Below are 12811 nucleotides of genomic sequence, written 5' to 3' on the forward strand. Positions count from 1 at the left end.
AATTCAATTTAATTCGAGTGAATAGGTTGCCAATATTTTGGCAACCTATTTTAATTAGGGACCTTCCCAAGTATTAATAATCGATTAATTGTGAACTAATAAACGATTACCATTTTGTGCTGACCAAAACTCTTTTTACATTCTATTCTCAATCAATCTGCAAAACATTCTCAACACCAATGCTCAAAAAAACCGTTTTAGCCGCACTCCTTCTCACAATGGTGATTTCCTGCTCCGAAAAGAAGAAGGATACCCTTTTCACCAAGGTTTCATCCGATCACTCAGGTATCACCTTCAATAATCAAATCGTGGAAACGGATAGTTTCAATATCCTAACGAGCGAGTATATCTTTAATGGCGGAGGGGTTGCTGTTGGTGATTTTAACAATGATGATAAGCCCGATCTCTTTTTTACTGGAAATCAGGTGCCCAATAAACTATACCTCAATCAAGGAAATTTTGAATTTACCGATGTTACCGAAGCATCCGGCGTTGCAGCAGCGGATAAATGGAAAACGGGCGTTGCTGTAATCGACATCAACAATGATGACCTTTTGGATATCTACATATGTGCCGCCATGTATGAAAGTCCCGAAGAAAAGGCTAACATACTTTTTGTTAACCAAGGGGTGGACGATGATGGGGTTCCTGTTTTTAAGGAAATGGCCAAGGAATTCGGGATAGCGGATACCTCCAATAGTATGAATGCCGCTTTTTTGGACTACAATAAAGATGGCTATTTAGACCTCTACGTGCTCAATAATGTAGACATCCACATATTGCCATCCAATTATCGCGAGAAAATCACGGATGGTTCTTCGTTGAGCAACGACCGACTATTTAGAAACAACGGTGACAATACCTTTACCGAGGTTACCATGGAAGCAGGTATAACCATTGAAGGCTATGGTCTGGGAGTGGCCATTTCTGATTTGAATTACGATGGCTGGCCTGATATTTACGTGAGCAATGACTATTTGAGCAATGATATCCTCTACATCAATAATGGGGATGGCACCTTTACGGACAAAATAAGCGACTACGTTAAGCACCAAAGTAAATTCTCCATGGGTTCCGACGTAGCCGATTTTAATAATGATGGTTACCTCGACATCCTCACACTGGATATGTTGGCGGAAACCAATTACAGGCTCAAAACAACCATCAAGTCCACAAATTACAACGATTACCAAATGAATGATCGTTACGGCTACGACTACCAGTACATGCGGAACATGCTCCAAATGGGGCAGGGCCCCAATATGCCCTACAGCGAAATAGGTCTTATGGCCGGTATTGCCAAGACCGATTGGAGCTGGTCACCCCTTTTCGTGGATGCCGATAATGACGGTCAAAAAGATGTATTGATCACCAACGGTTTCCCAAGGGACATTACCGATTTGGATTTTGGGGATTTCAATTTCAACGTCCAAAGATATCTGAGTACAGCACAAATTTTAGATTCCATTCCCGTGGTAAAAATTCCGAATTACGCCTATAGAAATGAGGGTAATGGCCAATTTAAGGACGTGGGCGAGGAATGGGGCCTAAGTATACCCTCGTTTTCAAACGGAGCGGCCTTTGTCGATTTGGATTCCGATGGTGACCTGGATTATGTGGTGAACAATATTAACGACGAGGCTTTTTTGTTCCGTAATAATCTGGAAAGTAAAAAAACTACGGATAACAATTACCTTCAGTTGGACATCAAAGGCCCAAAATCCAATAGGGCCGGATTGGGCACGAAAGTCGCGGTTCGATTCGCTGATGGGACCTTTCAATACTATGAACACCAACTGAACAGGGGCTATTTATCCACGGTACATAGTTTGGCCCATTTTGGTTTGGGGCCACAAACGGATATACAAGCAGTAGAAGTGGTATGGCCAGATGGAAAGCATCAAATCATCAAGGATGTAACTGCCAATCAAAGGCTACTAGTTGATTATCAACAGGCCAAAGACCGAAACGGTCAAAAGCTTGCCTTTCCCTTGGCACCCAAACAAACCAAACCCATGTACAGGGAAATTTCGGAACAGATCGGGGTGGACTACGTCCATGAAGAAACCGATAAAGCCGATTTTTATCTTCAGCCCACCCTCCCGCATAAGTTGACGCAGAACGGGCCACGATTGGCCAAAGGGGACATCAACGGCGATGGGTTCGAGGATTTCATTATCGGAAGCTCCTCAGGGCATTCACCCATAATCTATCTACAGGATGCTGAAGGTCATTTTACGGCAAGTGAACTGTTCCAAGATGATGAGAGCAAAAAATACGAGGAAACCAGTATCACCCTGTTTGATCTGGAAAACGATGGAGATTTGGATATCTATATGGTTTCGGGAAGCAATGAGTTTGATATGGACTCCCCATATTACCAAGATTATTTGATGGTCAATAAAGGGAACGGAACTTTCGAGAAGGCAACAGATCAAATACCGGATATAAAGTCTAGTGGTTCTGTGGTCGAAGCTGAGGATTTTGATGGAGATGGTTATGTCGACCTATTTGTAGGTGCCCGAACACCTTTTGCACAGTACCCAAAATCCGACCAGTGCTATCTGTTGAAAAATGAGAAAGGCAAACTTGTAGATGTAACCGAGACCTACAACAAAGATCTGCGTAAGCCCGGTATGATTACCGATGCAAAATGGACCGATATCAACAACGATGACCGTAAGGACCTGATCTTGGTGGGCGAGTTTATGCCGGTCACCGTATTTATCAATCAAGGTGCTGCTTTTGAAAAAATGGAACAGACCGGAATGCAACAACTTTCTGGATGGTGGGAATGTGTGCTGGCGCAAGATTTTGACAATGATGGGGACGTGGATTTAATTGCCGGTAATTTGGGTAAGAACAATTTATACCAGCCTTCACAGGAAAGACCAGTAACCATGTTGGCCAAGGATTTTGATAACAACGGTGCCGTGGATCCTGTGATGTTCGCCTACTTTAAAACCGATTTTGAAGATACAGGCTTTAAACCGTATCCTGTTAATTTTTGGGGTGACCTAATGAGCCAAAGCCCTCTTTTCCGAAAAAAGTTCAATTATTATAGGGAGTTTGCCACGACCACCAAAAGCGAACTGTTTACACCCGAAGAATTGGATGGTGTAGATGAGTTGGTAGCCAATCATGATCAAACCACATACTTTGAAAATAACGGCAAGGGTCAATTTACAATGGGCACGTTACCTTGGCAGACCCAAGCAGCACCTATCAAATGCATGATCACAACCAACACCGATAGCGCAGCACCCGATGTGTTGATGATTGGAAACGACTACGGCAACGAGGCCTTTATTGGCAGATATGACGCCTTTAATGGCGGGATATTACAGGCAGATGACAAAGGTGGATTTACCTTTAAAAATGCTGAAGAGAGTGGATTTAAAGTGACGGGCGATGCCAAGGATATGGTACAAGTAGAAAATGCAGGCGGCGGAAACCCTTATATCGTGGTTACTCAAAATAGGGGAAGGGCGTTGGTGTTCACCAAAACGGAATAACGTTTTGGCTAAGCCCAAAAGATTGAAGACTTGATTTTAGATTAAAAAAAAGGTTTGTTCTCCCTTTGAACAAACCTTTTTTTATGAGTTTACTTGGCGAGTCCCGCTTGTGAGAGGGTAATCAATAGTGCTAATTGAATAGATTCGTCGCCGGGCTCATCGTTCAAAAACCACTCATGCAGGGAATGTGCACCGCCTCCTTGCCCACCACGTCCAATACAAATCGCGGGAATGCCCTTGGCTACTGGAATATTGATGTTTGTGGAACCACGTCCCAAACTGGGTTTTACACCAAAATGTTGGGTCGCTGCCATGGCTCGTTGTATCAACGGAAGCGATGCCGGTAACTCACCAGAGGGTCTATCCCCAATTTTAATGAGTTCATACGTAACTTCGCCACGAATACCGCTCGCGTTGTATTCTTTTATGGCCTTTGCTACGGATTCCTTAAAAACAATCTCGATTTCATCGAGGTTCTTTGGGTCAATGGCCCGCATGTCAACTTCCATCCACGACTCAAAGGGAATGGAATTCACCGAAGTTCCGCCCCCAATACGGCCCACATTAAAACTGGTTTTTGGACTATGCGTTGATGTATATTCCCATGCAGCTTTGGAAAATATATCGATAGCCTTGCCCAAGGCGTGATGCGGATTGGCTAAGCCAAAAGCACCCCAAGAATGACCTCCTGGCCCCTTGACCATTAATTTATAACGCTTGGAACCCAGTCCCGCATTACTGATTCGTCCTAAACTTCCACCATCGATGGCAATCCACGCATCGATATCCAATCCTGATTCGTTGAACATATACTTCATACCACGAAGGTCTCCGAGTCCCTCCTCGCCAACGGTGCCAACAATGAGTAAATCTTTTTCGGTTTTAATTTCCGCCTTGTTCATGGCTTTGAGCATACTGATCAGCATGGCCAAACCGCGGGTATCGTCCCCAATACCGGGAGCTTTTAAGGTATCCCCGACTTTTTTTACAGTCACATCCGTTCCTTCTGGAAAAACAACATCCAAATGGGCGTCCACTCCAACGTAACCCGAAGCACTGGAAGCTCCTTTTCGCAATCCGATGACATTGCCCACCTTATCCGTCCAAATACTGTCCACGCCAGCTTCTTCGAGCATTCGAGCAAAGACTTTTCCCCTTTCCGTTTCCATAAAAGGTGGGGCTAAAATCTCGGTCAGGGTAATGAGATCCTTGGTGGTCTCATCCTTTTGTGCCTTTATATATCCAAAAGCCTCTTCCACTTTCTTGTTTTTGGCCAAGCGGTCTACTTCTTTGGTATATTTTTTTTCAATTTCCTGACTGGTCAGCGTAGTGCAAAACAATCCGAATGCACATGCAAGGCAAAGTGATAATTTATTCATAGTCAAATAGTTTGTTGGTTCATATAGGTTTGAAATGTTAGATCTGAGGTGTCTTTTTCCCTTAACAGGGCAAATGCTTCCTGTAGTTGACGGGTCACTGCCCCAACCTGATTATCTTCAAAATACACATGCTTACCAAGTTGTGCAATGGCGGCCACTTGTGTGGTCGTGCCCGTAAAGAAGGCTTCGTCCATTTGTTCAATTTCACTTTGGGCTACAGGCTTTTCCACCACAGGTATGCCAAGCTCAAGGCAAAGTTGAATCACAATCATTCGGGTAACCCCATTAAGAATATGTTCGTCGGCCGGATGGGTAATCACCTTGCCCTCTTTTACGAAAAAGATATTGGTATGGGAACCTTCGGTAAGATAACCAGCCCTGACCAAAGCGGCCTCATCGGCACCTGCGTTCATGGCAGCTTCGTTCGCCATAATATTTCCCAGCAGGGAGACTGATTTGATATCGCAACGATGCCATCGAACATCGGGTTCCAGAATAGTGGTCATCTGCTTTGGGTTAATTCTTGGCAATTCATAAGGCAGCGCATACATCATCACACTTGCAGTTGCTTCCTTCGGATAAGCGTGTTTTCGCGCAGCAATACCACGTGTCACTTGCATGTAGATCAGACAAGATTTTTCTGTTAGTCCAGCGGATTTCAGCAATGCTTCCAGATGGTGTTCAATTTCTTCCACATGGAAAGCGATATGGATTTTGTTCAAGTTGTCCTGTAATCGGTCGAGGTGGGCTTGTTTATAAAAAATCCCGTTTTCCAACTGCATCATTACTTCGTAAATACCATCCCCGAACAGGAATCCACGGTCAAATACGGATATCTGCGCATCCTCGGATGAGCGAATCTCACCATTGATAAACACTTTTGGAGGAAAATTTCCTTGGGGGAGCATAGGTTTGCAGCTTAACGTGAAAAAGTTGATGTTCAAAAACTGTGAAGTTAACCGTTATTCCGTTCAATTGAAAATTCGGGTATCAAAGTTTGCTTGGAAACTTTTATGATTTTAGCCAACTATCGCATCGAATCAGAAAAACGGGTATTTGTTCGGAAGGTTTTCATTTTTGTCCACTTTTCCCGTACTTCACCAAAAAAGAAAGTATATGATCATTTTTGTGGATATGGACGAAGTTATCGCAGATGCTTATCAAGCCCATATCGATATTTACAACCAAGAGTTTGATGCCCAGTTCACTGCCGAAGAATGTATGGGCAGGGAATTTTGGCAATGTGTTCCTGAGGAGCATCAACAATCGGTCAAGGATCATACCAGGTGCGACGGTTTTTTTAAGAATTTGAAGGTTATTGAAGGCAGTCAGGAGGTATTGGAAGCGCTGAGCAAGAAGCACGAAGTGTACATCGCATCCGCGGCGATGGAGTTTCCGCAGTCCTTACGTGAAAAATCTGATTGGTTGGACCAGTTCTTCCCCTTTATACCATGGCAAAACCGAATATTATGCGGTAACAAGCATGTGCTCAAAGGTGATGTACTGATTGATGATCGAAGTAAAAACCTTGGTTTTTTTGATGGTCGGTCCATTATGTTCACTTCGCCCCACAACACCGAGGTCAATACCTTTGAGCGGGCCGATACGTGGCGAGATATCGCCGATAAACTTTTGTAACTTGTGTACGTAATGGGGACTAAACTAGGAAAGCTTGCATTTTTGATCTGTACCATGATGCTTCAAGCCTGTGCTGCCCAATCCCATTTGGTAGCCGATGAGCTAGAAACCGTAACCAAGGAAAATTTAAAGTACTATCTGTACTACCCAGAGGATTATTTTGATACCGAGGAATCGTATGGGCTGTTGCTTTTTCTTCATGGTGGCGGTGAATCGGGTGGAGATTTGGAAGAAACCAAGGAGACGCACCCGCCCAAAATGTTGGCCGAAGGCAAGCAGTTTCCATTTTTGATTCTGGCCCCACAAAATTCCCATGCCAAAAAATGGTGGAATACAGGCGCAGTCGTCCAATTGCTCGATTCTGTTGCAGCGGTAAACCGAGTGGACAAAAACAGGATTTATCTATCAGGGCTGAGCAGGGGAGGGAGTGCCGCTTGGGAGCTTGCCACGCAATACCCCGAAAAATTTGCCGCCATGGCCGTGGTTTGTGGGATGACACCCTTGCCTTATGCACATTGGATAGACCAAGAAATGCCCATTTGGGTGTTCCATGGAGATCAAGACGATGTGATTGATGTGGAAGAGTCCGATAAAATGGTGGAGAAATTGCGCGACATGGGTCACGATGTTCGATATACCAGATACCAAGGTGTAGGTCACAATGCCTGGGATAGGGCCTTTACCACGGACTCATTGTATACTTGGCTTGCCAATAAAAAACGAAAGAATTGATACTGATGAAATATCCAATAATTGTTTTAGCCCTTTCATTGATTGTGTGCTGTCGACCCAAACCCGAAACCGAATCAAAAGAAGCGGAGACCTTGTCTCAAATCAAAATGGATACCATTGAAGTGGACACTATTGATCATAAAAAGCCCATTTTGAAAACCTTCGATGGACTTGCCGATACCACCTTTGTTCGCCTGGCCGACTTTAGTGCTGATTTTGCCTATGATATGCGATATGCTACCGAAAACAACTTTTTAAAGGCCAAAGTCTACGATTGTGCCGAATGCTATACCCGCGTAAAAACGGCAAAGGCCCTTATAGCTGCCAATGCCGATTTTAGGCAGAAAGGTGTCAAAATCAAATTCTTTGATTGCTATCGCCCTAATTCGGTACAGTACAAAATGTGGGAAATTGTTCCCAATCCCCAATATGTAGCCAATCCGGACAAAGGTTCCATCCATAATAAGGGTGGTGCGGTGGATATTACCCTAGTGGATATGGAAGGCAACGAGTTGGACATGGGAACTGATTTTGACTACTTCGGAAAGCGGGCCTATCACGATAATATGGACTTGCCCCAGGAAATACTCGACAACCGAAAGCTACTAAAAGAGACCATGGAAGCCCACGGATTTTGGTCGATCAGAACCGAATGGTGGCACTATAACCTATCTGCGGCGTCCAATGATAGAGTGGCCAATTTTAAGTGGGAATGTAACGATTGATTTTTATCAACCAGCTAGTTCAATCTGAAATTGTTTCGATTGGCGAAATCAACATCAATCCTCCACTTTTGTGCAATCCACCACAATTAATGAGTCGTTTAGGGTTTTGGTAAAAAAGATATAGCGATTCCCACCATCCTTGATTTTGTGCTTTTTTCGCAACTCGGCCACGGATTGTGGGAAGTTTCGCGTAGTGACATTGGCTTTACTAACTTCAAGGGATTTCAATGCCTTTTTGGAATAAGGCACTACATGTTCAATTTTGAACCTTCTTCCGGGAAATGCTACTAGTGTCCCCGAGGTGTACAAATGACTGTGTGGATGAAGCTTCTTCAATAGGTGTTCCTTTCCAATGGTTTTGAAGGCGCCCGATTTTAAAATGGCAGCATTGGGCTCGTACAGATAAGTGGATGGCTCCTCATATGCGATGGTATTCATTGCTTCATCTTCCCAGATAAAATCGAAGGACTCGGTGCGATCGGGGCGAATGTTTCTGGTTTTGATGGCGACTTTGCCATCATATCCTTTTTCCAAAACAAAGAGTAGCTCCTTGACCTCGTTCTGTACAGCGACCACGTGGATTTCTTTCACGGACTCCAAGGTTTCCATGGCTTGTTTGATGTCCAGCAAAGGGGAAGTCTTGATCAGTAGGTGTGCTGCTTTTTTGAAAAAAAGCGGTAGAAATTTGGAAACATCGGGATGGCAGTCTTCCAGCAAAAATACCTTTCCCTTGGCATCGTCTCTCCGTGAGGGGTCAATGAAAATCCAATCAAAACTCTGGTCCGACTGCTGTAAATAAGCAATACCATCCACAGGTTTACAGGTTACATTTTCCCGTTCCAAGACCTTGAAATTGTGGGCTGCGATTTCGCTTAGTTTTTGATGGATTTCACAATGGACCACCTGGGACACTTTTTGTGAAAAATAGAAGGAGTCTACACCGAAGCCTCCCGTGAGATCGATGAGCGATTTTCCATTTACAAGTTCAGCTTTGTACCGCGCCGTAACCTCGGAGCTCGTTTGCTCAACGTGGAGTTTATTAGGGTAGTAGATTCCCGATTTTTCAAACCAGGTGGGCAGTTTATCCCTGCACTTTTTTTTGGCCTCAATCTGTTCGGCCAATTCTTTTTGGGAAATGCCTTCAAAACATGGCTTGGACAGCAGAACTGCCAGGATGTCAGACGCTAAATTTTTATCGATATAATCCTGTACGCCAGTATTTAAAATAAGCTTATTCAAACTGTTGCTACAAGTTTTTGGTCAATTTCTTCACAAAAGAATTTTCAGCCAAAAACTCCTTCAAAATCACTTTTATTGCGGTGTAGCCCGGTACGGCAACGACCATTCCTACCACCCCAAAAAGTAATCCTGCGATAATAATGATCAAGAAGATTTCCAGCGGATGGGACTTTACACTTTTTGAAAAAATAAAGGGTTGGGAAAAGAAATTATCAATGAGTTGGCCTATGGTCAAACCGATAAAAATGTAAAACGCCTTTGGTAAGATCACCGTACTGAAATCCGCATCAATAAAACTCGTCATGGTAAGGATAATCATGGTCGCTCCACCAAGAATGGGACCAATGTACGGGATGATGTTGAACAGGGCGCAAAGAAACGCAATCACTATAGCGTTTTCCACACCCACGATGAATAATGAAATGGTGTAAATAACAAAGAGGATAAAGAGTTGCAAAAGGATACCGGCAAAATATCGGGAAAGCAAATTATTTATCTTGTCGATGGAGGCCACCAAATTGGTTTCCTTGTTATTGGGTACAAAGGTCAGGATGCCATTTTGCATCAGTTTGCTGTCCTTCAAAAAGAAAAAGGTTATAAAGAGCACCGAGAAAAGACCGACGCTAAAATTGCTCAAGGTATTGACCAAGGTATTCAAGAAATTGGGAATAAAGCCAAAATCGAGACCTTGCAGCATATTTTCCTCCAGATTGGATTCGTCCAACAAATGGTTGACGCTTCCCGTGGAAGCTCCAAAATATTCCAGGGTCTGGATGTAGAGTGTATTCAAATTCCCTTTAAGGGCTTCAATATCCAAAAGGGAAAGGTTTTTGCTCTGTTCGGCCACCAAGGGGATAAAGAGTGCTAGGATTCCTAAAAATAAGGATAACATCACTACCATGGTACCCACAACGGCCAGGGTGTTGGGAAACTTGAGTCTTCTGCGGAAGAAAAGCACTACGGGTCTGCCCAACAGTGCAAGTACTGCCGCAATGATCAAATAGACCAATACGGATTGGATTTTGTAGAAAAACCATCCCACGAGGACAACGCCTACTATAATTGCAACAGCCCGTAGTATTCCGTTTGCGATAATCTTTGCGTTCATTGATTAGCTTTTAAAGGCATACTCCATAATATTGGCGCCCATTTGTAGTGCTTTGATTCGGATTTCCTCAGGGTCGTTGTGCACCGCCGGGTCTTCCCATCCATCCCCAAGATCACATTCGTAGGTGTAGAGCAATACGAGCCTGCCCTTTTCAAAAATACCAAAAGCCTGTGGTCGTTTTCCATCGTGTTCATGGATTTTGGGCAATCCATCAGGAAACTTGAATTTTTGACTAAATATGGGATGGTCTGAACCCAGCTCCTCCAAAGGCCTTTCAGGAAATACCTTTTGTAATTCCCTTCGCAAATAGGGTTCCATGCCATAATTGTCGTCAATATGGAGAAACCCTCCCGAAAGCAAATACATTCGTAAGTTTTGAACTTCCTCCTCGTTGAAAAACACATTTCCGTGACCGGTCATATGCAAATACGGATATTTGAAAATAGAAACACTCGCTGCTTCCACGGTTTCTGGTTCAGGGTCAATTTTGGTATCTATGTTCGTGTTGCAGAATTGTATCAAGTTGGGCAATGCCGTAGGGTTGGAATACCAATCGCCGCCGCCGCCATATTTTAGGATGGCCACTTGTTGTCCTTTTGCCACCGATATGGCGCAACAAAGTAGCAGGCATATCAGAAGTGTTTGTTTATTCATGATGAAGCGATTGACCTTTCCCTCAAAAATAGAACATTCCTTTGTAAAATTGATGGTGTTTGTTTTTAGTTGTTGATGATGGCCACGGTAGTGCAGGCAACAATGGCTGCGGTTTCCGTCCGTAATCGATTTCTTCCCAGGGATACTGGAATATACCCCTTCTCTTTGGAAAGGTCGATTTCTCCTTTGGAGAAGTCTCCTTCGGGACCGATAAGAATGGTTACATCGTTATCGGCGATTACCCGGCGTTTCAGTTCCATTTTATCCCCATTTTGGCAATGGGCGATAAATTTGTAGCCAAGCGTTTCGTGCGACTCCAAAAACTCCCTGCAGGATATGGGAGGATTAATTTTTGGAAGTATGGTCTGTAGGGATTGCTTCATGGCCGCTTGGAGTACGCGCTCCATACGTTCCAACTTGAGGGTCTTACGTTCCGAATGGTCACAAATAATAGGAGTGATTTCATCCACGCCTATTTCCGTAACCTTTTCGAGGAACCATTCAAACCGGTCGTTCATTTTGGTCGGGGCCACTGCCATGTGTAAGTTATATCGTTTGGGAATGGACTTTCGCTGGGAAATGATGCGTGCGCGGCACTTTTTTTGGTCAGCTTCCAAGATTTCGGCCTCGAACAGGTAACCCTTTCCGTTGGTGATGTGTACAATGTCCCCTTCAGTTTTTCGTAAGACCTTTGCAATGTGTTTGCTCTCATCGGGTGGGAAGGTAAATTGTTTGGCACTGTTGTCCAGGTCGGCATTGTAAAAAAGCTGCATAGCAAAGGTTTTATAGTTTATCCACCAATGGCATAACGAGCCTTGGCGGCGATACTTTGGTCGGAGAATGCACCTTTTTCATATTTAAGGTAACCCACAATACCGATCATGGCCGCATTGTCCGTGCAATACTCAAATTTAGGGATAAAGGTGCTCCATCCCAAGTTTTCTTCGGCATCCTTTAATCTTTGTCGAATGCCTGAGTTGGCCGCTACGCCACCCCCAATAGCCACTTGATGTATACCCGTCTGGTTTACGGCCATTTGGAGTTTCTCCATCAAAATTTCCAAAATAGTATATTGTACCGAAGCGCAGATATCGTTGATGTGCTTGGAAATGAAATCAGGGTCTTTTCGGGTCTCCCGTTGCAAAAAATAAAGAATGCTCGTCTTTAGCCCGCTAAAACTGAAATTCAACCCATCTACCTTTGGCTTGGGAAATTCATACGCATGCGGATTGCCCAATTGGGCATATTTGTCTATCAGTGGCCCGCCAGGATAGGGGAGTCCCATCAATTTGGCACTCTTGTCGAAAGCCTCTCCCACGGCATCATCCAAGGTTTGGCCGAGCACTTCCATTTGGAAATGGTCAATAACCTTTACAATTTGGGTATGCCCACCGCTGATGGTCATGGCCAAAAATGGAAATGAAGGGATACTTTGGTTATCGTGCTCAATAAAATGAGCCAAAATATGCGCTTCCATGTGGTTTACCTCGATCAAAGGGATGTTCAGCCCCAACGCCAAGGATTTGGCAAAGGAGGTTCCAACCAATAAAGAGCCCATGAGTCCTGGACCTCTTGTAAAAGCTATGGCAGATAGTTGTTTTTTGTCGATATTTGCCTTGGCCAAAGCTTGGTGGACCACGGGAACGATATTTTGTTGATGTGCCCTTGAAGCCAACTCTGGGACAACACCTCCATATTGCTTGTGGATTTCCTGCGTAGCCACTACATTACTGAGTACTTTTTTATTGCAAAGTACGGCAGCCGATGTGTCATCACAGGATGATTCGATTGAAAGAATATATTTTTTTGATTTTTCCACAG

General features: G+C 44.0%; 11 protein-coding genes. 4 read left to right on the forward strand and 7 right to left on the reverse strand.

All coding sequences use genetic code 11. The features are described 5' to 3' along the window. The first annotated feature begins 179 nt into the window (after nt 1–179). Nucleotides 180–3515, forward strand: coding sequence for a VCBS repeat-containing protein (locus tag EO130_RS06705; protein WP_127140756.1), 3336 nt, complete (start codon nt 180–182; stop codon nt 3513–3515). Nucleotides 3516–3604: 89 nt separating this feature from the next. Here the strand turns inward: EO130_RS06705 and EO130_RS06710 are convergent, their stop codons facing one another. Together EO130_RS06710 and EO130_RS06715 are read right to left on the reverse strand one after the other, a co-directional pair. Continuing rightward, nucleotides 3605–4894 carry a M20/M25/M40 family metallo-hydrolase gene (locus EO130_RS06710; RefSeq protein WP_127140757.1) on the reverse strand — a complete coding sequence of 430 codons (1290 nt, stop codon included), beginning with the start codon at nt 4892–4894 and terminating at the stop codon, nt 3605–3607. Between the two features lie 2 nt (nt 4895–4896). Next, nucleotides 4897–5802 (reverse strand): aminotransferase class IV, encoded by a 906-nt coding sequence (locus tag EO130_RS06715; protein WP_127140758.1) that lies wholly within the window; start codon nt 5800–5802, stop codon nt 4897–4899. 208 nt (nt 5803–6010) lie between these two features. On the opposite strand from EO130_RS06715, the gene EO130_RS06720 reads away from it, so the two are divergent. From EO130_RS06720 to EO130_RS06730, 3 genes are read left to right on the forward strand one after another with little or no spacing between them, the layout of a single operon-like run. Further along, a complete protein-coding gene (locus EO130_RS06720) occupies nt 6011–6532 on the forward strand; it encodes a 5' nucleotidase, NT5C type (RefSeq protein WP_127140759.1) in 522 nt (173 codons plus the stop codon). A 12-nt stretch (nt 6533–6544) separates the two neighbouring features. Then, nucleotides 6545–7264, forward strand: a complete 720-nt coding sequence (locus tag EO130_RS06725) for a carboxylesterase family protein (protein WP_127140760.1) — start codon at nt 6545–6547, stop codon at nt 7262–7264. A gap of 5 nt (nt 7265–7269) precedes the next feature. Next, entirely contained in the window at nt 7270–7989 is a 720-nt protein-coding gene (locus tag EO130_RS06730) for a M15 family metallopeptidase (protein ID WP_127140761.1), read from the forward strand. Nucleotides 7990–8043: 54 nt separating this feature from the next. On the opposite strand, the gene EO130_RS06735 is transcribed toward EO130_RS06730, so the two are convergent. The 5 genes from EO130_RS06735 to tsaD all read right to left on the reverse strand — a co-directional run bounded on the left by EO130_RS06735 (nt 8044) and on the right by tsaD (nt 12809). Beyond that, entirely contained in the window at nt 8044–9228 is a 1185-nt protein-coding gene (locus tag EO130_RS06735) for a class I SAM-dependent methyltransferase (RefSeq protein ID WP_127140762.1), read from the reverse strand. A 7-nt stretch (nt 9229–9235) separates the two neighbouring features. Continuing rightward, nucleotides 9236–10336 carry an AI-2E family transporter gene (locus tag EO130_RS06740; RefSeq protein ID WP_127140763.1) on the reverse strand — a complete coding sequence of 367 codons (1101 nt, stop codon included), beginning with the start codon at nt 10334–10336 and terminating at the stop codon, nt 9236–9238. A 3-nt stretch (nt 10337–10339) separates the two neighbouring features. Then, nucleotides 10340–10990 (reverse strand): DUF4159 domain-containing protein, encoded by a 651-nt coding sequence (locus tag EO130_RS06745; protein ID WP_127140764.1) that lies wholly within the window; start codon nt 10988–10990, stop codon nt 10340–10342. Between the two features lie 65 nt (nt 10991–11055). After that, nucleotides 11056–11763, reverse strand: a complete 708-nt coding sequence (locus tag EO130_RS06750; protein ID WP_127140765.1) for a 16S rRNA (uracil(1498)-N(3))-methyltransferase — start codon at nt 11761–11763, stop codon at nt 11056–11058. Between the two features lie 17 nt (nt 11764–11780). Next, the gene (gene tsaD / locus EO130_RS06755) at nt 11781–12809 is read right to left on the reverse strand and encodes a tRNA (adenosine(37)-N6)-threonylcarbamoyltransferase complex transferase subunit TsaD (protein ID WP_127140766.1); all 1029 of its coding nucleotides are present in this window, start codon (nt 12807–12809) and stop codon (nt 11781–11783) included. Nucleotides 12810–12811 lie beyond the last annotated feature (2 nt).

The sequence above is a fragment of the Flagellimonas marinaquae genome (assembly GCF_003992675.1).
GTDB lineage: Bacteria > Bacteroidota > Bacteroidia > Flavobacteriales > Flavobacteriaceae > Flagellimonas > Flagellimonas marinaquae.

What these genes read in the sequence shown, in the direction of transcription:
- EO130_RS06705 (WP_127140756.1), top strand. Translation starts at nt 180, where the DNA reads ATGCTCAAAAAAACCGTTTTAGCCGCACTCCTTCTCACAATGGTGATT.
- EO130_RS06710 (WP_127140757.1), bottom strand. Translation starts at nt 4,894, where the DNA reads ATGAATAAATTATCACTTTGCCTTGCATGTGCATTCGGATTGTTTTGC.
- EO130_RS06715 (WP_127140758.1), bottom strand. Translation starts at nt 5,802, where the DNA reads ATGCTCCCCCAAGGAAATTTTCCTCCAAAAGTGTTTATCAATGGTGAG.
- EO130_RS06720 (WP_127140759.1), top strand. Translation starts at nt 6,011, where the DNA reads ATGATCATTTTTGTGGATATGGACGAAGTTATCGCAGATGCTTATCAA.
- EO130_RS06725 (WP_127140760.1), top strand. Translation starts at nt 6,545, where the DNA reads ATGGGGACTAAACTAGGAAAGCTTGCATTTTTGATCTGTACCATGATG.
- EO130_RS06730 (WP_127140761.1), top strand. Translation starts at nt 7,270, where the DNA reads ATGAAATATCCAATAATTGTTTTAGCCCTTTCATTGATTGTGTGCTGT.
- EO130_RS06740 (WP_127140763.1), bottom strand. Translation starts at nt 10,336, where the DNA reads ATGAACGCAAAGATTATCGCAAACGGAATACTACGGGCTGTTGCAATT.
- EO130_RS06745 (WP_127140764.1), bottom strand. Translation starts at nt 10,990, where the DNA reads ATGAATAAACAAACACTTCTGATATGCCTGCTACTTTGTTGCGCCATA.
- EO130_RS06750 (WP_127140765.1), bottom strand. Translation starts at nt 11,763, where the DNA reads ATGCAGCTTTTTTACAATGCCGACCTGGACAACAGTGCCAAACAATTT.